Source organism: Armatimonadota bacterium, from assembly GCA_018268395.1.
Taxonomy (GTDB): domain Bacteria; phylum Armatimonadota; class Fimbriimonadia; order Fimbriimonadales; family Fimbriimonadaceae; genus JAEURO01.
On the sequence record JAFDWQ010000005.1, the window covers coordinates 85,742 to 108,971 of the forward strand.

Here is a 23,230-nt window from a genome sequence, read left to right on the forward strand (position 1 = left end):
AGCCGGATGAAAGACGGGAAGTACTTCAGCGAAAAGGACGTCGGCAAGATCGTCCGAAGGGCGGCCGAGCTTCAGGAGAAGTCGACGGGCCCCTCGACGTATTCGCCCGGTGTGTCGCGCGAAGAACTGGAGAGGGTCGCCAAGGAGATGGGCATCGACCTCCCGTACCTCGACCAAGCCGTCCAGGAGCGGCTCCAAGAGGCTTCAGGCGAGGGACTGACCGTCCTCGGCGTCCCCCTGTCACGCGAGTACGAGCGCGTCATCCCAGGAGAACTGCCTCCCGAGGACTTTGATGTCGTCATCGAGGAGACGGCGTTCAACCGAAAATCGCAGTTCACCAACCAGATCGGACGGTCGCTGCAGTCTCACCTGTCGAGCGGACTCGGCTACGCCAAGATGAACGTCCATTCGCGGGACGGACGGACAAGGTTGAGGATGAAATCGATCCCGCTTTACGCGGGCTTGTTGACGCTCTATCCCGCGTTCCTGGCGGCCTTGATCTCCAGCGTCCATTTGACCGAAACCGTCGCCCATCTTCCCGGTTGGGTCGTTCCCGGCATCATAGCCGCCGGCCTGTCGCTGGGTTGGGCGGGATTCGCCGGTTTGGCGCGACTGAGCCACAAAGCCGTTGCGGACTTGACCGCCAGGATCGAAGCGCGCATCGCCGAAGCCACACGCGGTCGGTCCGGACAGGCCGTCGGGCAGCTCGAAGGGGTGCCCGACGAAGAGTCGGAAGTCCGGCACGTCAAAGGGAACTGACGAGCCGTTCGATCTGAATGTTGGCGGACCGAAGGCGTTGACAGAGGGTCCGTCCGAGGTTCCTGTAGATCGTCATCCCGGCGTACGGCCTGGCGTTCATATACGCCAGCAGCTTTTCCCCGTCCAGGTGGATCGCCTTGGAGGCCGTATGGCTCATGACCGTGGCCGACCTGTGGCCGCCCTCGAAGAACGCGAATTCGCCGATGATGGCGCCGGGCTTCAGCCGGCTCACAGGGTCGCCCGTGGCCAACGTGACCTCGGCCGCTCCTTCCACCAGGACGAACAGGTCGTACGACACGTCGTTCGCCCGGACGATGTCCTGCATCGGCTCGTAGTCCACGAACTCCGCGATGCCGAGCAAAGCGTTCACATCGTCCTCGGCCAGTCCTTCCGTCAGGTAGTTGGCCCTGAGGGCTTGAAGAAGGTCCATATGGCCGGTGAGGATACCGGCCGCGAGCGTACAAGTTCGGCCATTCCGACCAGTTCAGAACCTTTCGTCGCCGACCCAGGTCGCCGGGTCACTTCCGGACGAGGCTCTTGGCGATGAACAGCATGTTCGCGGGACGCTCTGCGAGGCGTCGCGTGAAATAGGGGTACCAAGAGCCCCCGTACGGGACATAGACGCGGACGTTGTAACCTTCGTCCCGAAGAGTGTCCTGCAGGTCGCGGCGGATGCCGTACAGCATCTGCCATTCGAAGCGCTCCTTGCCGATCCCTTCGCTCTGGGCGAACGCCTTGAGCCGGTCGACGATCGCTTGATCGTGGGTCGCGATGGCCGGGTAGTGCCCGGCGACCATCAGTCGCTTCGCCGCGTCCACGTACTTGTCGTCGACGACCGACTTGTCCTGGAAAGCGACCCGCTCCGGTTCGAGGTAGGCGCCCTTGACGATCCTGACCCGGCAACCGAGCCGGATCAGACGTTCGACGTCGGCCTCTGTCCGATGAAGGTAGCTCTGGAGGACGGTGCCCGTGTTCGGAAAATCCGGGAAGACCCGTTCGAGCATCGCGACCGTCCGTTCCGTGTAGTCGCTGCCCTCCATGTCGGCACGCACGAAAATGCCGTGCGGCAGGGCCGCCGCAAGGAGCCTCCGGTAGTTCGATTCGGCGACGTCGTCGCCTTGGTCGAGCCCGAGCATCGTCAGCTTGATGCTGATGTTGACCTTCTCACGGAAGGGGCTTTTCGCGATCCGCTCGACGACTTCGATGTACGCGTCCGTCGAGTGTCGGGCCTCATCGACCGATCCGACGTTTTCCCCCAGAAGATCGAGGGTCACGTTCAGGCACGTAGAAGCCAGGGCTTCGGCCGCCGACATCGCGTCGTCGAGGGTTTCGCCGGCGATGAAGCGGCGGACAAGGGGACGGAACAGGAACGAGCGCGTCACCAAGGCCTTGACGGGCCGGAGGGCAGAGGCCTTCAGGATGAGCGACCGGAACAACATCGTCGTTGCGGCCGGCATTTTACTTTCCTTATGGCCTCAGGGCGGCCGAGTGCCCAGTTCTCCTTGATTCAATATTCCGCAATCTGTGAATATTCTTGAACCAAATCGCTAAAAACAGACTTAAACTAGTCATGAGCACCATGAAACGGTTGAAAGCGATCTACAGGCCCGAGGGTTCGCACTGGGTCGGGGACGGGTTCCCGGTCAGGACCTTGTTCAGCTATGCTGGGCATCCCGAGGACGTCAGTCCGTTCCTGCTCTTCGACCATGCCGGGCCGAAGTCGTTCGGCCCGACCGACGTACCGCGCGGCGTGGACGAGCACCCTCACCGCGGGTTCGAGACGGTGACGATCGTCTACCAGGGCGAGCTACAGCACCGGGACTCGGCGGGCCATGCCGGGAAGATCGGGCCGGGCGACGTCCAATGGATGACGGCCGCGTCGGGCGTCGTCCACGAAGAGATGCACTCCGACGAATTCGCCCGACAAGGCGGCGTCTTCGAGGTCGTCCAGCTCTGGGTCAACCTTCCGGCACGCAACAAAATGGACGATCCGAGGTACCAAGAGATCCGCCGCGACGACGTGCCTACGGTCCGTGTCCGTGGCGGAGACGTCCGCGTCATCGCGGGCGACTTCGCCGGGACGCTCGGTCCGGCCCAGACCGTAACGCCGATCGAAGTCTGGGACGTCCGGTTCGAGGGGCCCGGAATCCTCGAACTGCCTGTTCCGCGTGGCCACAACGCCGTCCTCGCCGTTTTGGACGGTTCGGTCGAGATCGAGCACGAAACGGTCGGGGCCCATGAAGTCGGAGTCTTCGGGCCCGAGGGCTCCGGGGTCGCTGTAAAAGTCCTCCGACCCGGTAAGGCGCTGCTCCTGGCGGGCGAGCCGATCCAAGAGCCTGTCGCGGGTTACGGACCGTTCGTCATGAACACCCAAGACGAGATCCGGCAGGCCGTCGAGGACTTTCGGTCCGGCCGCTTGGGCAAGCTTTTGGCCGGGTAGATTCCCCGCCATGGACGGCGGCGCGGCGGACCGGGTCAGGGAACACTTGACCCTGAACCCGCCACGCAAGGTCCTTCTGCTCGTCCACCCCAACATCGGCGACACGGTCAACTTGACCGCGGTCGCCCGGTGGGTGAAACAGGCTTGGCCTCGTGCCTTCGTCGTCGGATGCACCGCTCAAATCCCGTCGCCCCTCTTCGAGGCGTGCCCGTTCGTCGACGAGGTGTGGCTCCGGCCCGACACCGTTTTCGGACAAGCGTCCTTTTTGGCCCGGGTCCGCCGGGCCGGGTTCGACCTGAGCCTTCATTGCCAAGGGCAGAACACCTTGCTGCGTCTGGTCAAGGCGGCAGGCGTCCCGGTCAGGGTCGGCGTCGCCGGCTCCAAACACGCCGAGGCCCTGCACGTTTCGGTGCGATGGAAAGTAGGCGAGGTCGAGCAGCCCGGGACGATGGGTCGCTTGTTATCGGCGCTCGGATGCGACTGTTCCGATTCCAGTCCGGCGGTCGAAGTCGGTTCCGAAGCCCGGAGTAAGGCGGCCGGACTCCTTGGTGAAGGCCGGTTCATGGCCGTGATGCCAGGTGCGTCCCATCCGGCCAAGACCTGGCCCTTGGAACGGTTCCGCGAGGTCGTGGCCGTCCTGCCGCACGACGTCGTCCCTGTCTGGCTCGGCGGGCCCGCCGAAGTGGGTCGGGCCGGCGAAGCGGCGGAGGGACGGGCGATCGATCTGACGGGGAAGCTGTCCGTGATCGAGACCATGGCCGTCTTGGAGCGCTCTCGCCTCCTTCTGACGAACGACAGTGGGCCGATGCACTTGGCCGCTGCGGTCGGAACCCCGGTCGTGGCGCTGTTCGGGCCGACGTCTTCGAAGCGGTTCGCGCCGTACGGCGAGGGTCACGCGGCCCTTCAGGGCCGGTGCGAGTGTCCAGTCCGCGATCTCGACCGTTGCGGCGGCGCATGCCTGAACTCGATCGGAGTGTCCGACGTCGTCCCCTTGGTCCTCGCTGCGCTCAAGCCGTGACCTCGGCCGCTGCGAACGTGCGGAGAACGTCCTCGAGCTCGGCTAGGGAATCGACGGTCGAAAGGCGGCCTCTCACCTGGGCGGCGCCGTGCTCGCCCTTGATGTAAAGGGGCAACTGTCCTCGGAGGGCGCGCAGACCGCGGGACTCCGGGGAGGGGCCGTTTCCGCCCGTGTCTTCGTCGCGCTCGTACTCGACCATGGCCCGAGCGTGTTCGAGGGCCACGGCGATGCGGTCGTGGAGCGTCGGTGCGTCGGGCGGAGACTCGCCCGTGAGGCCGCACCGGATGCGTGCCAGCCTCCAAGGGTCACTGATCGCGGCCCGTCCGACCATCACGCCGTCGCAACCCGTTTCCTCCACCATCCGTCGGGCGTCTTCAGGAGTTTTGACGTCGCCGTTCCCGACGAGCGGAACGTCGACCGCGGCCCTGAGCTCATGGATCAGCCGCCAGTCTGCTTCGCCTTCGAAGCCCTGCTTGGCGAAGCGGGCGTGAAGCGTGATCATCTTCGCGCCCGCCCCGACGAACCGCTTGGCGAGTTCAGGCGCGGCGAACAGGGAGTAGTCCCATCCTGCCCGGACTTTGACGGTGACGGGGACGGAAACCGACCGGACGACGGCCGCCACGATCCGCTCGGCCAGGTCGGGATCCTTGAGAAGCGCCGCGCCGGCACCCGTCCGGCACACCTTGGGCACCCAGCATCCCATGTTGATGTCGACGGTGTCGGCCCCGGACTCTTCACAGAGCTTGGCCGCTTCGACCATCGTGTCTTCGTCGCCTCCGAAGATCTGGATCGCCAACGGTCGCTCCCGGGGATCGATCCGGAACTTACGGAACGTCTTCTTGGCCCCGTAATGGACGGCCATCGCACTGACGAATTCCGTGAACACGAGGCCGGGCCTACCGATGCGCTTGGCGATGAGGCGCATGGGAAGGGACGTGACGTCCTCCATCGGAGCCAGGAGGAGGGGCGGGTCGACGCGGACGCCGCCGACCAGGAAGCCCGGAACGGGGGCCATTCGGACGTCCATTGTGACAGACCCGGCTTCAGTCCACGCGGGCGGGCGGCCTCGTCAAGACGATCTTCGTGTACGCGACGGTGAACCCGGCTCTCGCCTGATTGCGCTGGGACTGGCTGCCAGGCAGGCATTCACAGACCGCCAGGCTGCAAAAGTGCTCCTTGGCGTACGCCATCCGCGCGGCGAGCAGGGACGATTGGGCCCCTCGGTTGCGGAACGGGGCGAGCGTCGCGGCTCCTCCGAGGTAGACCGATCCGTCGGCCAGGAACAGCGTGGCGGCGGCGGCGGGCACACCGTCGAATCGGGCGAGGAACGCGACGGTGCCTACCGAAGCCGCGATGACGTCGCCAAGCTCGGCCATCTCGGGCGGAACGTCGTCGCCGAAGAAGCCTCGAAGGGCCACGTCCTTCCAAACGTCGCAGTCCGAGTCGCCGACGACGGACACCGTCGCCTCTCCGACCGGTGCCGGCCGCTCCCACGCGTCCAGGTCGAGCGTCAGAACGTTCTCGTACTGGACGTTCGTCCATCCCCGTCGGACGACCATCGCGAGCAGGTCGGGGTCGGAGTACGGCGTGACGACGTACTCCCAGTCCTTGGCCCGTCCCGCAAAGAACTCTTCGACGGCGTCGAGCTCCTTTTCATGGGCTCTCGAACCGACGGCCAGTCGGGCGACCTGGGTCAGGGGCGAGCCGTCGCCGCAAAAGACGGCGCTTCCGGTCCCGATCGGAGCATGGGCAGGGGCTCGGTCCGGCCATAGGGACTCGACGGCAGCGGCCGTGGCACGATAGATCTCGGATCCTAAGGCGAAGATTCGGTCGACGGTCGGATCCGGCACCCCGACATTGTGCGCCATCGCTCCAAGACTCGGGCGGGGCGACTGGCGTAAACTCGGGCCGATGTCCAAGCCAGCCTTGACCGTCGGCCTGATCGGCTACCAGTTCATGGGGAAGGCCCACAGCAACGCGTACCGACAGGCGAACCGCTTCTTCGACCTGCCCCGGCAGATCCGGATGAAGACGCTGTGCGGTCGGACGGAAGGCGCCGTCCGCCAGGCTGCGGACAACCTTGGATGGGAAGGCTACGCCACAGATTGGCGGACGGTCCTCGACGATCCTGAGATCGACGTCGTCGACGTCGCGACGCCCGGTAACTCCCACTGTGAGATCGCCTGCGCCGCCGCGGAGGCGGGCAAGATCGTCTTCTGCGAAAAGCCGATCGGGAACACCTTGGCCGAAGCGGCCCAGATCCGGGACGCCGTCCGCTCGGGGGGACGTCCGAGCGTCGTCTTCCACAACTACCGCAAGGCGCCAGCCGTGGCTTTGGCCAAGAAATGGATCGACGAGGGCCGTCTCGGCACGATCTATCACATGCGGGCCGTCTACTTGCAGGACTGGATCGCTGATCCGGAGTTCCCTTTGGTCTGGAGGCTGGACAAGTCGGTGTCCGGAAGCGGCGCCCACGGCGACATCAATTCGCACATCATCGATGTGGGCCGCTTCCTCGTCGGCGAGTTCGAGGAAGTCTGCGGGACGCTCCACACCTTCGTCAAAGAGCGACCGTTGGCAGGCGAGATCGACGACCGGATGGGGGCGAAGGCCTCGGCCGAGAAGGGCAAAGTCACGGTCGACGACGCGGCGATGTTCTTAGCCCGTTTCAGGAACGGGGCCCTCGGGACGTTCGAGGCCAGCCGGTTCGCGGTCGGTCGGAAGAACCACAACCGCTTCGAGATCAACGGTTCCAAGGGTGCGGTCGTGTTCGACCTCGAGCGGATGAACGAACTCGAATACTACAACAACGGGGATCCCAGCGAGGCCCACGGTTTCCGGACGGTCTTGGCCACCCAAAGCGACCATCCTTATGCCGGGCACTATTGGCCCGTCGGGCACATCATCGGGTACGAGCACACGTTCGTCAACCTCGTGGCGGACGCCGTGACGGCGATCCACGAGGGACGGTCGCCGAGCCCGGACATCGAAGAGGGCTACCAGAACCAGAGGATCCTGGACGCGGTCGAAAGGAGCCACGAAGCCCGTGGCTGGATCGCGCTCTGAGCGCAGGGAGACCTCAGGCGGCCCTACGGCGAGACGATTTGATCGCGTTCGCCAGCTTTTCGAGGGCCGAGTGGAAGACGGTGTTGTCGTCCTGTTCGTTGGCCATCGACCGCATCAGGAGCTCATAGGCTTCTTCTTCGGTCAAGACCACCGTCACGGTTGCGTGCCTATCCATGGCTGACATTCGGGATTCTTGGCACGCCGGAGCCCCGTGGACACGGATCGGGGCCGAAACCTGGTTTATTCACGGACGTCAAACTAGAAAATATCGCGTTTCTGGCCTAATCACGGACAGATTCGGGTGAGCCCGGGCGGAATTGCGCGATAATAGAAGATAGGATTCGTGCGCATGAGGCGGCCGACCGTCTGGTTTTTGGGGTTTGGGGCGATAGGACTGGTGCCGGTAACGGCAACCGGCCAGGTCGCGTTGCCCGCCGGGCCCGACAAGCCACAGATCGGTCAGAACGAGATCGGGGGGCGGATCGCCCTCGAACAGCTCCGCTACAGCGTCGAGCGGCCGTCCCTGCCGTTGCGTTACGGGAACGTCAAGGTCGGGTCGGACCGGGTCGAGACCGGGGGCCAGAACCTCGTCCGGGACAAAGACTATTACGTCGATTACGCCGCAGGCGTCGTCTATCTGAAGCGGCCCTTCCGGGACGGGCAGACCGTCACGGTCGAATACCGTTACGACGACACGAAAGGGGCGGCGGGGACGTACGGCCTGGTCGGTAACGGGGCCAAGTTCCAAGGGTTCACGTTCGCCGTCAATCCGAACACGTCGATGATCCTTGGCCTTGGGCTCACGGAGCGCCTGGCCGACGGCACGGTCCTGCAGTCGAACGTCTACGGCCTCAAGAACTCCTTCAGTTTCGCCGGTGGCAACATGCGCGGCCTGTACATGGTCGGCGACCGGAAGCGCGTCCAGTCCGAGAACATGTTCGGGGAGAAGGCGCGGCCGGGCACGAACGACGAAGAAGGGAAGTCGCACGCGATCGTCCAACAGTTCGACGGATCGGTCATGGGCGGGAAGGTCCGGCTCGGCTATCAGGACATCGGCGACAAGTTCGGCGGGTTCTCCGCCTTTGAAGGTTCGGGCATCGAGGACGCCCAGATCCGACAGTTCGCGAAAGAGCGGGGCTTGAAACGGACCGACCTGGCCGTCGAAGGCTTGGGAGGCAAAGCCCTCGGTTTGAGCGCGGGCATGCGGAGCGTCGGAGACGACCAAGGCACCGTCAACTGGCGCAACTACGGCGGGAACCTGTTCGGCCTCGCGGTCAACTATTCGGCCCTGAAAGTCGACCCTGGTTTTGCCCGGTTCAAAGACCTGGCCGAAGGCGACCGGGACCAATTGGCCAAAGAGCGCGGGCTCGACCGTCAGAACGTGTCGGTCGGCAAGACCTGGAAGACCGGCGGCCTCAAGTACGACACCACGAAGGTCGAGACCTTGGACGGCTTCGGGCTGTACCGTCAAGCGTTCGCTTTCAACCTTCCGTGGGTGTCCGCGTCGTTCTCCAACCAGCACGTCCAGCAAGGCTTCAACAGGTTCGGAGACCTGAGGGAAGGCGACCGCGGGCAGTTGGCCCGCGAGTCCGGGCTCGTGCGCCAGAACACGGCGTTCAGCCTCGCTCCGAAGGGCGGTTTCAAATTGAACTGGTCGGACGCGGTCGTCCGGACGGACGGCGGCGACTTCGTGGCCCGTGGCCTTGGCCTCAACTATGGCCGACTGAGTTTCTCCCATGACCGGCTGGACGTCGGTCCCGGCTTCGGCGCGCTCGGCGCCCTGAGCCCGCAGGAAATCGGCTCCCACCTGAACACGATCGTCAAAATGGCCGACCCGAACGCGGGCGTGCAGGGCCCCGACGGTGGCGCCTGGGGCAATTCGGCGGGACTGAACCGCTCGGTCTGGCGGGCCGGATACGACTTCGGAAAAGGGTCGAGCCTGGCCACGTCGTCGGAAGCGATCGAAGGTGCGAACGACCAGCTCAAAGTCCGGCAGGTCGCGCTCGTGACGCCCAAGGTGTCCATGAGCCTTCGCGACCAGCGCACCGGCGACGAGTTCGGCGAGACCACCCGGCTCCTCTTGACCGAGCAGCAACGGTTCGGGACCGCGATCGGGCTGCAACGATCGGACTTCAACCTCGCCGCCAACCTGGGCGGCATGAAAAACCTCAAGTATTCGCGGACGACGGCGGAAGACCAAGGCGGCGACTTGTCCCGCCAGATGCTCTCGTTCGCTGACAAGGGATTTTCGGTCAACTACAACAGGCGGTCGGTCGGTGCCGGCTTCGCAAGCTTGCCCGGCATGGTCGATCCCGAACGCGACTTCCTGACGGCGATGGTCGGATTCGACCAGTCCGAACTGACCGCGTCTTGGCAACTGATGCCGAGCTTGGCCTTGGAGTTCCGTGACGTCAAGGGCTTCAACGCCACGAACGGCTTCGGCCGGTTCGGGTCACTCGCTGCGATCCGGTGGCTGCCCGACAAGAACACGACGTTGACGGGCGCCTCGACATCGACGAAACAGACCGACCCGTCACAACCCCTGGTCGACCAACGGACGGACCGGATCGAACTGTCCCGAAACATGGGCGCCGTCGGCAAGCTCACGTTGATGCACGAGGAGCGTCAGTACGAGGGCTCGCAGGACGTCGATCCCGACAGCCGCACGGACACCGTCGTCTACGAGAACCAACTGACAAAGTCGACGACGCTTCGGACCGAACACAGCAAGACCCTCTTCGAAAACGGCGAGCACGAGACGAAGACCAGCAACAGCGTCTCCCAAGCGCTGAATTCCCGCCTCGGGGTCAGCGTCACCGATACGAAGATCCAACGCGAGGGCGACAAACCGTCCGTGACCCAACGAGACTATGGGTTCTGGGTCGACTTCGGCAAGAACATCCGCCTCAACTATAAGTCCGTCCGGAACCTCAACGGCCAGACCGAGGGCGAGTTGCACAACGATGTCAACGTCACGCCGGGAGAGGTCCAGGGTGTGAGCATCGGCGCGGCCCAGTATCAGTCGAACGTTTGGGACGACAAGCGCGACCAAAGCATCGGGAACGTCTCACTGAGCAACGTCAAGCCGTTGCGCTTCGGTTTCCTCCAGGACGTCCGATTCAATTACGCGGTCAACTCCGTGCGTGACATGGACGCGTGGCAGCGCGAGTTCCGCACCATGGGCTTCGGGGCCAGGATCGGCGCGTTCGCTTTTGGCGTCGATTACAAGAGCCAGTCGTTGCCGGACGGCGACCGGGCGATCGACCGGGTTTTCTCGTTCACGACCGACGTGACAGGTAAGAGCAAGATCCGAGCTGACGTCAAGTACAACTTGCGCACCCTCCCCTTCGGACAGCAGGCGATGATCCGGAACTACACCGTCACCGCCGAACCGATCAAGCACTGGCAGATCACGCACAGCTTGAACACGAACCCGCTCCAGGCCGACAACAACGCGCTGCTCGGAGCCGTCGCGACGCCGACGAGGTCCAATAAGTGGGGCGTTAGCTTCGACGGGAACGCCAAGACGAAGTTCGGAATGGGCTACGAGGAGTTCTACAACGAACAGAACAACCAGCAGATCAGCTCGTTGAAGTTCGGCGCGACGCTCTTCGCGAACAATCCGTCTCCGCTCGTCCTGGAGTACGTGACGGCCGAATCCAACGTTTCGGGGGAAATGCAGCGGTCGCACGGCTTCAACCTTCGGTTCGACCAGCGGCCAGGTCCGAACCAGTCGATGAGCCTGAAGCTAAGCAACCTCAACTGGGAGATCGCTCGGCCTTCCGACCAGAACCTCCAGAACTGGAACCTCCGGTTCGACTACAGCTGGAAGTTCTGAGCGGTTCAGCGTCGGAACGCGTAATGCGACAGCGAAGCCGACCCGTTGCCGCTCCGGTCCTCGAGTTCGATTCTTAGCGTCTTTCCCAGGTACGTTCCGAGCGCCCATTCGACTTTGGCGCTCGCCGGGCCCTTGATCTCGTGCAACGCGTTACCGGAGGTGGCGTCGATGAGGCGGACGCCCGTCTTGACATCGGCCCGGACCACGAAGCTCACCTTGCCGCCCGTCGCGACAAAGTCGAAACTCTTGACGCTTCCCAAGCGCAACGGGACTTCGTGACCCTGCCCGTCGTCCCCCGTTGACACCATGGCCGACCCGTCCGTCGTGAGACTCGGGACGATGGGCCGTACGCCCGTCGTCGCGAAGTCCCATCCGGACGTCAATGTCGCCGGCGGGTCGAAGCGAAAGGTCTTCGACTTGGCGACGGCCGTGCCGCTGACCCGGCCTTGGAAGGCGATCGTCCGCTTCGTGCGGGCGTCGACAGGCAACAGGGCTTCGAACCCGAGCGAAGAAATCGTGGCCTTTGCTCGCCAGGCCCCGCTGCTGAACGTTCCGGCCGGATCGGCCGACCGTTGATCGGGTGCAAGAACGGCCGGCGTCGCGACGACGACGAGGCGTCCTTCTTTCGCTTCGATCCTGAGGTCGGCGATGCCGGGATTGCGGCGGGCCTCGGTCGAGCGACGCTGAGAGCCGCTTACGGCGTCGACCTGGTGCGGACCAGCGTAGGGACGCGGATTCAGCGTCAAGATCGAGACGGGTCCGTCGTCGCGACCGGGCACGCAACCATCGACGCCGACCGCCCAACCACTGGAATGGACGTAAAGGCCTCCGAACTCGTCCAGAGCCCGCGCGCAATCGGCCAAGAACGAGCCTTCTCCGGTTTCGAAGCTCCGTCGCCCTACCGCTTCGCCCGTCCCAAGGTTCAGGTTCTCGCCCGTCCTGCCGAGATTGTCACCGTCGAGGGGCCCGAGCCCGTTCAAGGTATGGGTCGGATCCGTCGTCCGCGAGAAAAGGCTCCGTAGCAGTGCGACGCCCCGCTCGAACACGTCTTGACGGTCCAACATAGCGCCCGCCCGCATCAGGTCCAGGGCCGTGTCTCCGACATCGCTGGTGCGACCGGACATTCCTGCGAGCGCCAGCGTTCCGAAAGTAGGAACGTCGAGCCGAGGGTCGTCGAGGACCGACTGCCCGAAAGCGGCCGTGTCGACCGCCCGGACGAGTGCCGCGAGGTCGGCTTTCGACGTCCTGCCCGACGCCCTTCGGACCGAGTCGCCCAGGTTGGAACCTGGCCAAGACGATAGATCGAACCGGGAGCCTCCGCTTTCCGAAGCGTCAGTCACCTTTTTCGCTTGGGCGTGGACGTCCTCGCCCCAAGTGGCCGTTGCCTGGACTTCCTCGGCGAAAGCAAGGACCGTCGGGTCATGGTCGCCTGTCGAGGTCCTGTGCCGGAAGAACTCGGCCGCCAGGGAGCGTGCCGTGCGTTCGTCCGCGTCGTCCGGCCATCTGTCAAGCCAGGCACGGATCCACCGCAAAGTCGTCATGGTCGTCGAGGTGGTCGCCTCTTGGACGGGCAGCACCCTTTCGTAGTCCCACGTCTTCCTACTCAGATCGAACCGCGAGGGGAGTCGCCCGTTCTTCATCGGGGCCGCCATCGTCAAAGCGAAGTACTCGCGACCACGTTCCTGCCACGTCTTGATCTTAAGGGTCTGTCCCCACCAGTACATCCCCCAAGCGGCTTTGGCCGCGTTGCCGCGCGCGTCCCATGAGACGAAGCCGGGCTGTCGCGGCGCACCGACCTCACGACCGGACAACTCGGCGTCCCACCAAGGCCCCTCGCCTTCCGCCGGCTCTGACTCTTCCTCTTCCCCGGACGGTTTCAGCGCATAAGCGTTCTTCGTGTATCCACTGAAGGGCATGCATTGCGGAAGGGCCGTGGACATCCTCTTGTGCCCGAAGTTCGTCCAGGACCACGTGTTCGCCCGAGCCATCGCCGCGTAATCGTCGGTATCCGGGAACACCACGTACGACCAAGAGCAGACCGAGGGGGCCACCAACCGGCCGAGCGTCGGCCTTCCATCGACGATCGTCGTCCGGGCCTTTAACCCGAAACCTGCGAAACCTCCTCCGGTCATGGTCCCGCAGGAATCTGTGATTTGCCCGTCGTCGGCTGGCAAGCCGATGAACGCCGATCCCAGTGTCGCAAAGCGGGGCATGGGGCCATAACTGTCGGCCAGGGTCTGAAGCGGCCCGTCCAAGGTTGCGCCCCGAGTGTCGCTGTAACCGTCGTAGATGGAGTCTGTCGGAGACGGCCCTTTGAGTCGTGAGACTTTCGTGTCGACCGCGATCCGGTCGCCCGTGACGCGGTAAACGCGGCGCCACGTACCGACAGGGGACGTGAAGTCGACGGCGATCCGGTCGTTTCCGATTCTCTGGGCTTTGAACGCCGAAGGACGGTTGTGCTTGTCGCTGGAGTACAAGACGGTCGCCCATCGGCCGTCCGGTCCCTTCACCCGAAAAGCGACCGAGACCGGTTTGGACGCAGTATCGACAGCGACGGCGACGGTATCGGTCCGGACTTCGAGTTCAGGGGCGAGGGGGAGGAAGGACAGGACCAACATGCGACCCTTGGATTCTATCCGTTTGAGGGAAGCATCTTCGCCGCCCAGAAACCGACCGGCCCGCAAGTTGACTGCCCTTAAGTTCCCTGTCAGCAAGCCTGCCTGAGTTCGAACGAAGACCGGTAAGCACGCCGGGCGAGCCGGTAACGATCCTTCACGAAGAGGCGGAACATCCCTAATGGGAGAGGTTTGCAGGTGAACTTTTAAATGACGATGCTCTACTCGTTCGTAGCCCTGATAGTGGCTCTCGCCGCCATAGCGGGCGCCTGGTCGTTGACCAGGGAAGCGCTGCGCAAGGCGGACGTCCCAAGCCCCTGAACGTCAGGCTCCGTCGCGTCCCAGCCCTCACCGGCCCCCACATCGGGGGCCGGCTTGACTTTGTTACGGCCGTTCAGCCGTTGACGTATTCCATCCCCATCGGCGCGTAGCGGGCACCGGAGGTCTCGAAGCCGTCAAGAGCCTCGATATGGTGCGGGCTGAGCGTCACTTTCGTGGCTCCGACGTTGTCTTCAAGGTAGCGCACCCGTTTCGTCCCTGGGATCGGGACCATGTCCGGACCCTTCGCGAGCACCCACGCCAAGGCGACCTGGGCTGGAGTGCACAGAAGCTCGTCGGCGACGGCCTTGACTCGGGCGGCAAGGGCCGAGTTGCGTTCCAGGTTTTCAGGTTGGAACCGTGGAGACTGTCGTCGCCAGTCGTTCTCCTCCAGGTCTTCGGGTTTCGTGATCGTGCCCGTGAGGAACCCTCGGCCAAGAGGGGAATAGGGCACGAACGTAATGCCAAGTTCCTGGCATGTGGGAATGACGTCGGCTTCGAAGTCGCGGGTCCAGAGCGAATACTCCGATTGGACGGCTGCGATCGGGTGGACTTTGTGGGCCCTGCGGACCGTTTCCGCCGAAGCCTCGGAGAGGCCGAGGTGCCGGATCTTGCCTTCTTCCTTCAGGCGCACCATCTCGCCGACCGTCTCTTCGATCGGCACGCGCGGGTCGACACGGTGCTGGTAGTAGAGGTCGATCGCGTCGGTCCCTAGGCGAGAGAGGCTCAGTTCGGCGCACTTTCTGACGTAGGCGGGCGTCCCGTCCACGATCCAGCCTTTGTCCTGCTGGACGAGGTCCTGGTGGGAGGTCATCGAGCGGTCGTAGACGTTGCCGAACTTGGTCGCGAGGAAGACCCGGTCGCGGCGCCCCTTGAGCGATCCGGCAAGAAGCTTCTCGTTGTCGCCAGCGCCGTAGACGTCGGCCGTGTCCCAAAAGTCCACGCCGAGCTCGAGGGCACGGTCGAGCGTTCGGAGGGCTTCGTCTTTGTCCGCCGTCCCATAGGCCCAAGACATGCCCATGCATCCGAGCCCGAGGGCGCCGACGTTACGGTCTGCGATCTTTCTGTTTTCCATTCGAGTGGGTTTCCTGTGTAGCGGAGTCGGTCGGGGCGGCGAAGCCGCCGCTAGTCTAAGAGTTTCCTTTCAGGAACAGTGGTGAGAATAAGGAGAGAAATCTCAAGGCCCGCAAGTCCGGCAATCAAATTGATCCAAATGCTGCCAAACTGCAAAGTCAAAGACGCACCAATTGTTGCAAGAAGACAGACAGTTGCTATCCCCGCCGAAAGGGAGATCCGTTTGAAGTACCGCGATGTGACAAGGATACATGTCAATGCCACCCAACCAACAAGTAATTGCGCGAGGTGTGACAGGTTAGTGCCTGTGCGGCTAATTTCGTAAATCGCAAGCAAGACGATTATAATGCACAGGACGGCGGTCAGGCCTGATACCCATCCTGAGCTTCGACGTAATTCTCTTTGCGGCTGGTTGGTCTTCATATGAGTGAAGTATTGGGGATGGCTTCCTTTCAGTCAAAGCCGCACGTACTTACAAGTACTCCTAACTGAATCGTCGCGTAAAGTGCAGCTTCTATCACAACTGTTTAGCTGCCTCCAGACTCCGCAAGGCACCTCAAGCCGCACGTCGCCGAACCTAGTCTGGAGGCTTCGTCCGCGCCGTCTCACAACGCGCGGTTTCACGGGCCGGTCTGATGCAGCGCCCTTGCCCCGGTCTGCAACGGTCTTCGGGCGGGTGGAATGAAGCGTGGACACCGTTGCCAGACCGAGCCACCCCCAGAAAGACGTCACCGCGGGTCGATTCATCATTCGTCATTGGCGGTCATGAGGTTTTTCGGCTAAACCTTCTTTTTGTCCTTGCATCTTTTTAGATAATAGCGAGCTAACATATAATACCAAGCTGGCTGCGATCAAGAGCGGTACGACATTCCGATGTGTAGCTACTGACCCGCAAGCAACTATCGAGGCTACAGCCAAGAGCAGAAAAAGAACGAGCATCCATTTATTGTTCTGCAGTATTGACAGATGCCAAGCCAATCCAACAAGGATAGATAATACCCAAAGAGGAAAATACAGCGGCACGATCCGGAACATGAATAACGCTATAGGGAATGCTGCCGAAACAAAAATGGCAGACTACACTATGAGTGTTAATAGTTTGCTCATGGCCCAACACCCTCAGATATTGCTTGTAGGTCTATAAAGAATTCGGCAGTTGGCCCGACCGATGGTGACTTCGCGCAGGGTGGCCGGGCTGAGAGGGGATGGCTCGCGTCCGTTTGCAGCCCAGTTCCGAAGGAACTTACCTCCGTCGCTGGTCGTGCGCGGAAGGGTCTCGCGGCCATGGGTAAGGTTCTACCCTGAGAGCGCCCTGCTCCAAGCGGTTTTGTCCTTCGGACCTGTCTGTCGCGGCCAATCGAGAAGATTGCCCATGAAAGGACTCGCGACAAGCAGGCCACCCCGGATGCCGTCACCCTCGGTCCTGCCACCCGCCGCCGCGGTGCCAAGTACATGGCCACACCCAATCGCAAGCGGGCAAGAGCGGTGGCGGTCATGACCTCTGGTGTTAGTCACTTTTCGAAACCTTGACTGAACAAGACAAGAAATACAACGAACCGAGTACGGTTAGTCCCAGGATAAGAGGAGCATAGGGGCCATCAGCTCCCAGTTTTCTGACTGGTTTCCTCGGGGCCGCTGAAGCAGCTTTCCTTGCTTGGTCATAGAACGGCATGTTCAACCGTATTGCCACAAGGAAGTATACAGAAACGGCTAGCACTGTAAGGCAAATGATCGTTACAGGAAAGTGAAAGAAGATCGTCCTTCCAAAGAGTGTTGTTTTCCGGATCATATTCATACGGCGGGTCACCCTTGGTCTGGCCACCGTATGAAGTCGTTCAGCAGCTCCACAGTCGTGACCTTAAAAGGTGGCAGCACTTCGACGTAGGCCCACAGGGCTTCGCAATCCCGCTGGCTGCGCCCTTCAATGTGCTTCAGGATCGATTCCGTTAGGGACGCTTCCGTCCAATCAGCCGACTCGGCGTGACCCACGTTTCCAGGGTTGAGCAACGCGCCGGACAACTGGTGCACCTGTTCGTTTACCAAGTAGTACGGGGAGTCGTACACTTGGGCGACGCGACATGCGACTTGTCGTTCCCCCTCGTGATCTTCCATCAACCATCCTCGGACCACCACCGTCAGGGCGTGGATCAACTTCAGTCGCAAGGAAAGGAGTTCGCTGGAGCTTAATTGCCGAAGTCGCCGAAAGTCACTCGAGGTCGTCATACGGACTCCTGTACGTCTTAAACGGCGGGTGGGCAGACCAATTGTGAATGCCCGGAGTATTGCACGGGTGAAACGGGCCGCAACGCGTCCTCATTGTACAACCGCCCCCGCCCGTTTGCACCCATGTCCGAAGGCTCGCAGCGACGTGGCCATCTGGGAGAGCCGATGTCCCACCTTGGAGAGCACACGCGTTCGAACAGCATGTTCCTTCGGAACCAGGACAAGGCCGCACGATCATCGCCCTTGTCCTGGCCACCCAAGCGAGAGGTCGCCCTTGGTCTTGCCACCCGCCGCTAGTCTAAGAGTTTCCTTTCAGGAACAGTTGTGAGAATAAGGAGAGAAATCTTAAGGCCCGCAAGTCCGGCAATCAAATTGATCCAAATGCTACCAAACTGCAAAGTCAAAGACACACCAATTGTTGCAAGAAGACAGACAGTTGCTATCCCCGCCGAAAGGGAGATCCGTTTGAAGTACCGCGATGTGACAAGGATACATGTCAATGCCACCCAACCAACAAGTAATTGCGTGAGGTGTGACAGGTTAGTGCCTGTGCGGCTAATTTCGTAAATCGCAAGCAGGACGATTATAGTGCACAGGACGGCGGTCAGGCCTGATACCCATCCTGAGCTTCGACTCAATTCCTTTTGGGAGTGGCTAGTTTTCATATGAGTGAAGTGTAGGGAATGGCTTCTTTTCAATCGGCGGGTGGCCCGACCGAAGGTGCGTTCACGATAGGTGGCCGGACTGAAAGGAGATGGCTTGTGCCCGTCGGCAACCCTGTTCCGAAGGAACTTACCTCCGTCGCTGGATCTGCGCGTAAGGGTGTCACGGCCACGGGACGGTTCTACCCTGAGAGGGCCCTGCTCGAGGCAGATTTGTCCTTCGGACATGCCTGTCGCGGCCAATCGAGAAGATGGCCACTAACAATCTCGCGACTAGCCGGCCACCCCGGATGCCGTCACCCTCGGTCCTGCCACCTGCCGTCGAGCGAGGAACGCCCTACGTCAGGAAATGACTTTTCACCACGGAATCTATTGGGAGGTCACCCTCGGTCAGGCCACCCGCCGCTAGCTGCGCGCCTTCGCCTAACGATGTCGTCGAATGCCTCGCATACGGCCACCACCCAAACGCTGGGAAGCGCGAGAAGGTACGGCTCAAAGTTACAAAAGCAGAAGGCCATACTCGAGCCAAGCCCGACGAGGCAGGCCGCTAGGCGGAGGCCGTGCGATGAAAGGGCTAGGAGACCGCTGACCACCATGACTCCGCCAAGCCATTGTAGTGCGGTGGCGTGGGAACGTTCGACGTAAACGGCTACGATGGACAGGATGATGCATCCGCAGACAATCGCGACAGTCATGTACCTACGTATTAGAGTCGACAGTGATGTCACTGCAAGCTTTCCTCATAGGATATGGCCATTAACGCTCCGGCAACTGCGCACGTACTGATGAGGGTAGATGTTACGGCTGGGTGGCCTGACCGTGGGTGACCTCCCGATGGGTGGCACGATGACGGGCCGCGCCTTCGGCGACCGACCGTTCCCGTCTGACCGGCGGCCCTTCGTCGTGTCCGGGACGGATCCTCAAGTACGCTCGGAGGGTGCTGAAGGGTGCTCCGAAGCGACGGGTCTTCAACGACCCTGGCCATGCGCACGAGCTTACCTTTGGCTGCCTCCAGACTACGCACGTTACCTCAGACCGCACGTCGCCGAACCTAGTCTGGAGGCTTCGTCTGCACCATCTCACAACGCGCCGTTTCACGGGCCAGTCTGATGCAGCGCCCTTGCCCCGGTCTGCAACGGTCTTCGGGCGGGTGGAATGAAGCGTGGACACCGTTGCCAGACCGGGCCACCCCGTCCAACAATCTCGCGACTAGCCGGCCACCCCGGATGCCGTCACCTTCGGTCATGCCGCAGCTGACCTCTGGCTACCCCAGTCTCGGTACGTGTGCCGGCCGAGCAGCTCCTTGTTACGCTAGCGCAGCAACTAGGCACCCACCGATCCCCACCGTCGGCACACGGCTGAACCTCTTTGCAGGCCAGGACACGCTCGGGGGAAAAGTCCGCTCTTCACTGACCTATCAGCAGAACCTGTAGACGTCCTCTTCTAAAACGTAGACGCAAGCCTAGACGCGACATGAATTCTCCGCCTGGAAACCCGTCAAGGGCCCGAAGGAGGGAAGAAAGTGGTGAAACGTGGGGATTTCTGATGTACAGTCTCGACACGGCCGGAGCGGACAGGACGTCAGAGAAAGCCGGAACCCGAGCGGGGTGCTCGGTAAGGAGTCTGGTCGGGCCGCCATGGACGGTGGCCCTCCCACCGCCCCCGAAACACCGCCCGGAGAAAGGCCATGGCCGAGACCCAGCCGCCCGTGTTCGACGAGATGGCCGGCGGCGACGAAGTCGCCGTCGACGAGAAAGGCCGCGTCGTGATCGGGAAGGAGCTCAGGGAATCGGTCGGCGAACCGTTCGTCTTAGGTCGCGGCGAGGTCGGGTGTCTGATCCTCTATCCGCGCGACGAGTGGAACGCACTCAACGCGATGGTGAAGCAGGTCGACCCGTGGAACCCGGCGCGCAGGACGTTCGAAAGGTTGATGGTCGGCGGCGCGCAGGTCGGCGAGAAGTTCGACAAGCAGGGAAGGATCCTGGTCCCGAAGGACATGCGCGAGTTCGCGAAATTGAAGGACCGGGCGAAGGTGATCGGGATTTCGGGCCGGGTCGAGGTGTGGGCTTCGCAAGAGTTCGCGGCCTACCAGAACGACCCTGAGGGCTACAACCGCGAAAGGCGGGAGTCGGTGGAACGGGCTTATTGGCGGCTCGCGGGCGAGGCATGACGCCGACCCACGTGCCCGTGATGCTCGAAGAGGTTTTGGCGGCGCTTCCTTTGGCGCCCGGAGCGACCGTGGTGGACGGGACGCTCGGGCTCGCAGGGCACGCCGTCGAGATGGCGGAACGGATTTCGCCAGGAGGACTGCTCGTGGGACTCGATTGGGACAAGGATATGTTGAGCAAGGCGAAGGAACGCCTCAGTGGCCTGAAAGACGTCGAGGTGAAGACCCGGCACACGGATTATCGCGCCTTGCCCGAGGCCCTTGAGGAAGCGTGCCGCGAGAGCGGGCGCACGCCTGAGGCCGACGCCGTCCTTCTCGACCTCGGCCTGAGCAACGTCCACCTGGAAGACGCCTCCTACGGCATCAGTTTCCTCCGCGAAGGCCCCCTCGACATGCGCATGGACCGCACGAGAGGCGAGCCCGCCGCGGCCTGGTTGAACCGCGCCTCGGCCAAGGAGATCGAAGACGTCCTTTTCACGCTCGGCGACGAACGGTGGGCGCGTCGCATCGCCTCCGTCGTCGTCGAGCGTCGCAAGACCCGTCCCTTGAAGACCACGTCCGACCTGGTCGAATGCGTCCACGCCGCCATACCTGTCGCCAAGCGCGAAAAGCGGATCCATCCGGCGACAAGGACGTTCCAGGCCGTCCGCATCCACAGCAACAAGGAGCTCGACGAAATGGAAGAAGCGATGTTGCGCATCGCTCAGATCCTCCGCAAAGGCGGCGTGCTGTGCGTCTTGAGCTACCACAGCGGGGAAGACCGTGCCGTCAAGCACGCCTTCCGGTCGCTTGCGAAAGCGGGCACCCACGAGGAGCTTTACCGAAAGCCGCTCGTCCCGAGCGACGCCGAAGTCGCCGCGAACCCGAAAGCGCGCAGCGCGAAGATGCGCGCCGTCCGGAGGGTCTCGTGAGCGCAGCCCCTGTCTATCCCTCCCGAAAGCCGGCCCGTCAGGCACCGCCGCGCCGCCGACGTCCGGCTATACGGAGACAACGGCGCGCCGCCTGGGGCGCGTTCGTCGCCAACACGGCGTTCGTCGCCATCAGCCTCTTCGCTGTGTCCTTCGGGGCTTCCTCCCTCCTGGGACATTCGATGATGGAGCACGCCCGGCACGAAGCCAATCGAGCCGTCTCCCGTGCGAAATCGGCGAAGGGCGACGTCGCCAAACTCTCCAAACGGTGGGACCGTCTGTTCGCCATGAAGACGACGGACGACTGGAGCCGCGCCAACGGCTTCGTCCCGCCCTACGTCCGGCCGGAGCCGGCAAAGGTCGCTAAGACCCCGCCGGCACCGCCTCGACCGGAGAAGGCGAAACCCGTCGTCGACGTCGTCGCGTCACGGTTCGGAGACCGCGATGAAGTCCGCTGAAGCCGTGCGTTACCGGGCCGTCGGTTGGTGCTTCGTCGGTGCGTTCGTCGTCGCGGGTTACAGCCAAGCGAAACTCCAAGTCGTCGACCGCCAGCGCGTCCTCGACGTGGCCGACCGTATCGCGCACTTCGACCAAGACAAGGTCGAAGTCCCTCGCCGGGGATCGGTGCTGTCCTCTGACGGCAAAGTCTTGGCCCAGACCGAAGACGAATCGGAACTCGGCCTGAACTATGAGAAGATCCCCTCCAGCCCGGCGTTCTTTATGGAGCTCTCGTCCGCGACGGGCATTCCGGCGACCGAGCTCTCGGTCCGGCCTCCGAAACGGAACGGCCGGGTCTGGCGGACGCCCTTGACCGCGGATCAAGCGCGGGCCGTCCGAAAAGTCCGTCGGGAATGGAGCGCGGACGGTGTTTCCCTCGAAAGCGCGAAAGGTCGCGACTACCCGTTGCTCGACGCCTGCTCCGGCCTCGTCGGTGCCGTGCGGGACGGCGTGGCGATCGCCGGCCTCGAGAAGAGCCAGGATTCGCGGTTGAAGGGCGTCGAAGGCGAGTCCCGCGGGTTCATCGACAGGACGGGTGCGTTCGTTCCGGACAAAGACGCTCGGAACCGGCCGAAACAGAACGGAGCCGACATCGTCCTGACGATCGATTCGGGGCTGCAGATCGCCGCCGTACAATCGCTCCGGGCCGCGGTCGAAGCGAACAAGGCCAAGTCGGGATGTGTGATCGCGATGGACCAGAAGACCGGCGACATCCTTGCCATGGCGAACTGGCCCTCGTTCGATCCCACCGGAAGTTGGAAGCCCGGCGACGATTTCAACATGGCGTCGATGGGCGCGTACGAGCCCGGTTCGACGTTCAAGATCTTGACGTTGGCCAAGGGCCTCGACTCCGGGGCCGTCAGGTCGGGCGACCACTATCAGTGTTCGGGCCAGATCCAGGTCGGCGATCGGACCATCCATTGTGCGGACCACCACGGGAGCCGCGCCCACGGCGACGTTGACCTCGAACGTGCGATCGGCAAGAGCTGCAACGTCGCGGCCGCGAACTGGGCGCTCAAAGTCGGTCACGACGAGTTCGTCCGGTTCATGGACAGCATGGGGCTGTTCGAGAAGACCGACCTCGGCCTCCCGTCGGAGCGGAAGGGACAATTCAACCGGAAAGACTATGCGAAGCGGGTGCAGACAGCGACGAACGGGTTCGGACAATCGATGAACTGCGTGCCCGTCAACCTCGCCGCCGCCTATTGCATGATCGCGAACGGCGGCAAGATGATGGTCCCCCGCTTGATCCGCAAACTTGGAAACGAAGAGGTTCCCGTTAAAGAACGTGGACAAATCGTCAAGTCAGAAGTCGCCCAGGAAGTCATGAAGATGATGGAGTCCGTCATCGAGTCGGACTTCGGTACGGGCAAGAAGCTCAAGGTTGCGGGATACAAGCTGGCAGGCAAGACAGGGACGGCCCAAAAGGTCGGGACCGCCAAAGGCAAGTACGTCGCGAACTTCGTCGGCATGGTGCCCTCGTCGGACCCGCGCGCGGTCGTGCTCGTCATGATCGACTGTCCGTCGGCAGGCAAGTACTACGGCGGCGAAGTCGCGGGGCCGGTTTTTGTGGACATGGCCAAGGCCGTGATCCGCAGGTTCGGCATCCCGCCCACGGAAGGTCACGGACGGTAGTCTAGCGAC

At 62.8% G+C, this 23,230-nt stretch carries 18 protein-coding genes; 9 read left to right on the top strand and 9 right to left on the bottom strand.

The window, feature by feature from the left end:
* The first annotated feature begins 6 nt into the window (after positions 1-6).
* Entirely contained in the window at positions 7-759 is a 753-nt protein-coding gene (locus JST30_10100; protein MBS1714673.1) for a hypothetical protein, read from the top strand.
* Here the strand turns inward: JST30_10100 and JST30_10105 are convergent.
* Both JST30_10105 and JST30_10110 read right to left on the bottom strand, forming a co-directional pair.
* Positions 746-1,189, bottom strand: coding sequence for a cyclic nucleotide-binding domain-containing protein (locus JST30_10105; GenBank protein MBS1714674.1), 444 nt, complete (start codon positions 1,187-1,189; stop codon positions 746-748). The two genes, JST30_10100 and JST30_10105, sit on opposite strands and share 14 nt — an antisense overlap.
* A gap of 88 nt (positions 1,190-1,277) precedes the next feature.
* Positions 1,278-2,198 (bottom strand): proline dehydrogenase family protein, encoded by a 921-nt coding sequence (locus JST30_10110; protein ID MBS1714675.1) that lies wholly within the window; start codon positions 2,196-2,198, stop codon positions 1,278-1,280.
* Between the two features lie 140 nt (positions 2,199-2,338).
* On the opposite strand from JST30_10110, the gene JST30_10115 reads away from it, so the two are divergent.
* Both JST30_10115 and JST30_10120 read left to right on the top strand, forming a co-directional pair.
* Positions 2,339-3,199, top strand: a complete 861-nt coding sequence (locus JST30_10115; GenBank protein MBS1714676.1) for a pirin family protein — start codon at positions 2,339-2,341, stop codon at positions 3,197-3,199.
* A 10-nt stretch (positions 3,200-3,209) separates the two neighbouring features.
* Positions 3,210-4,217 (top strand): glycosyltransferase family 9 protein, encoded by a 1,008-nt coding sequence (locus tag JST30_10120; GenBank protein ID MBS1714677.1) that lies wholly within the window; start codon positions 3,210-3,212, stop codon positions 4,215-4,217.
* Here JST30_10120 and dusB read toward each other — a convergent pair.
* Positions 4,207-5,232: a tRNA dihydrouridine synthase DusB gene (gene dusB, locus JST30_10125; protein MBS1714678.1), complete on the bottom strand. Its 1,026-nt coding sequence runs from the start codon at positions 5,230-5,232 to the stop codon at positions 4,207-4,209. The two genes, JST30_10120 and dusB, sit on opposite strands and share 11 nt — an antisense overlap.
* Before the next feature lie 28 nt (positions 5,233-5,260).
* Positions 5,261-6,067, bottom strand: a complete 807-nt coding sequence (locus JST30_10130) for a hypothetical protein (protein ID MBS1714679.1) — start codon at positions 6,065-6,067, stop codon at positions 5,261-5,263.
* Positions 6,068-6,128: 61 nt separating this feature from the next.
* Here JST30_10130 and JST30_10135 point away from each other — a divergent pair, with 61 nt between their 5' ends.
* Complete coding sequence (locus tag JST30_10135) at positions 6,129-7,283, top strand: Gfo/Idh/MocA family oxidoreductase (protein MBS1714680.1); 1,155 nt, start codon at positions 6,129-6,131, stop codon at positions 7,281-7,283.
* A 13-nt stretch (positions 7,284-7,296) separates the two neighbouring features.
* Here the strand turns inward: JST30_10135 and JST30_10140 are convergent, their stop codons facing one another.
* The gene (locus JST30_10140; GenBank protein MBS1714681.1) at positions 7,297-7,458 is read right to left on the bottom strand and encodes a hypothetical protein; all 162 of its coding nucleotides are present in this window, start codon (positions 7,456-7,458) and stop codon (positions 7,297-7,299) included.
* Between the two features lie 222 nt (positions 7,459-7,680).
* On the opposite strand from JST30_10140, the gene JST30_10145 reads away from it, so the two are divergent.
* Positions 7,681-11,121 (top strand): hypothetical protein, encoded by a 3,441-nt coding sequence (locus tag JST30_10145; GenBank protein ID MBS1714682.1) that lies wholly within the window; start codon positions 7,681-7,683, stop codon positions 11,119-11,121.
* A 5-nt stretch (positions 11,122-11,126) separates the two neighbouring features.
* Here JST30_10145 and JST30_10150 read toward each other — a convergent pair whose 3' ends face one another.
* The 4 genes from JST30_10150 to JST30_10165 form a co-directional block, all read right to left on the bottom strand.
* Positions 11,127-13,739 carry a hypothetical protein gene (locus tag JST30_10150; GenBank protein MBS1714683.1) on the bottom strand — a complete coding sequence of 871 codons (2,613 nt, stop codon included), beginning with the start codon at positions 13,737-13,739 and terminating at the stop codon, positions 11,127-11,129.
* Between the two features lie 391 nt (positions 13,740-14,130).
* A complete protein-coding gene (locus JST30_10155; GenBank protein ID MBS1714684.1) occupies positions 14,131-15,129 on the bottom strand; it encodes an aldo/keto reductase in 999 nt (332 codons plus the stop codon).
* Between the two features lie 50 nt (positions 15,130-15,179).
* Positions 15,180-15,551 (bottom strand): hypothetical protein, encoded by a 372-nt coding sequence (locus JST30_10160; protein MBS1714685.1) that lies wholly within the window; start codon positions 15,549-15,551, stop codon positions 15,180-15,182.
* A 1,380-nt stretch (positions 15,552-16,931) separates the two neighbouring features.
* Positions 16,932-17,291 (bottom strand): hypothetical protein, encoded by a 360-nt coding sequence (locus JST30_10165; GenBank protein ID MBS1714686.1) that lies wholly within the window; start codon positions 17,289-17,291, stop codon positions 16,932-16,934.
* A 2,409-nt stretch (positions 17,292-19,700) separates the two neighbouring features.
* Between JST30_10165 and JST30_10170 the strand changes: the two genes are divergently transcribed.
* The 4 genes from JST30_10170 to JST30_10185 are packed head-to-tail and all read left to right on the top strand — an operon-like array spanning position 19,701 to position 23,221.
* A complete protein-coding gene (locus tag JST30_10170; GenBank protein MBS1714687.1) occupies positions 19,701-20,183 on the top strand; it encodes a cell division/cell wall cluster transcriptional repressor MraZ in 483 nt (160 codons plus the stop codon).
* Positions 20,180-21,091 carry a 16S rRNA (cytosine(1402)-N(4))-methyltransferase RsmH gene (rsmH, locus tag JST30_10175; GenBank protein MBS1714688.1) on the top strand — a complete coding sequence of 304 codons (912 nt, stop codon included), beginning with the start codon at positions 20,180-20,182 and terminating at the stop codon, positions 21,089-21,091. The genes JST30_10170 and rsmH overlap by 4 nt, the downstream gene beginning before the upstream one ends.
* On the top strand, positions 21,088-21,546 hold the full coding sequence (locus tag JST30_10180) for a hypothetical protein (GenBank protein MBS1714689.1): 459 nt from the start codon (positions 21,088-21,090) through the stop codon (positions 21,544-21,546). Before rsmH ends, JST30_10180 begins: the two co-directional genes overlap by 4 nt.
* Positions 21,533-23,221, top strand: coding sequence for a penicillin-binding protein 2 (locus tag JST30_10185; GenBank protein MBS1714690.1), 1,689 nt, complete (start codon positions 21,533-21,535; stop codon positions 23,219-23,221). The genes JST30_10180 and JST30_10185 overlap by 14 nt, the downstream gene beginning before the upstream one ends.
* Positions 23,222-23,230 lie beyond the last annotated feature (9 nt).

Coding starts and splice junctions, on each gene's coding strand:
- JST30_10100 (MBS1714673.1), top strand. CDS start 7: ATGAAAGACGGGAAGTACTTCAGCGAAAAGGACGTCGGCAAGATCGTC.
- JST30_10105 (MBS1714674.1), bottom strand. CDS start 1,189: ATGGACCTTCTTCAAGCCCTCAGGGCCAACTACCTGACGGAAGGACTG.
- JST30_10110 (MBS1714675.1), bottom strand. CDS start 2,198: ATGTTGTTCCGGTCGCTCATCCTGAAGGCCTCTGCCCTCCGGCCCGTC.
- JST30_10115 (MBS1714676.1), top strand. CDS start 2,339: ATGAAACGGTTGAAAGCGATCTACAGGCCCGAGGGTTCGCACTGGGTC.
- JST30_10120 (MBS1714677.1), top strand. CDS start 3,210: ATGGACGGCGGCGCGGCGGACCGGGTCAGGGAACACTTGACCCTGAAC.
- dusB (MBS1714678.1), bottom strand. CDS start 5,232: ATGGCCCCCGTTCCGGGCTTCCTGGTCGGCGGCGTCCGCGTCGACCCG.
- JST30_10135 (MBS1714680.1), top strand. CDS start 6,129: ATGTCCAAGCCAGCCTTGACCGTCGGCCTGATCGGCTACCAGTTCATG.
- JST30_10140 (MBS1714681.1), bottom strand. CDS start 7,458: ATGGATAGGCACGCAACCGTGACGGTGGTCTTGACCGAAGAAGAAGCC.
- JST30_10150 (MBS1714683.1), bottom strand. CDS start 13,739: ATGTTGGTCCTGTCCTTCCTCCCCCTCGCCCCTGAACTCGAAGTCCGG.
- JST30_10155 (MBS1714684.1), bottom strand. CDS start 15,129: ATGGAAAACAGAAAGATCGCAGACCGTAACGTCGGCGCCCTCGGGCTC.
- JST30_10160 (MBS1714685.1), bottom strand. CDS start 15,551: ATGAAGACCAACCAGCCGCAAAGAGAATTACGTCGAAGCTCAGGATGG.
- JST30_10170 (MBS1714687.1), top strand. CDS start 19,701: ATGGCCGAGACCCAGCCGCCCGTGTTCGACGAGATGGCCGGCGGCGAC.
- rsmH (MBS1714688.1), top strand. CDS start 20,180: ATGACGCCGACCCACGTGCCCGTGATGCTCGAAGAGGTTTTGGCGGCG.
- JST30_10185 (MBS1714690.1), top strand. CDS start 21,533: ATGAAGTCCGCTGAAGCCGTGCGTTACCGGGCCGTCGGTTGGTGCTTC.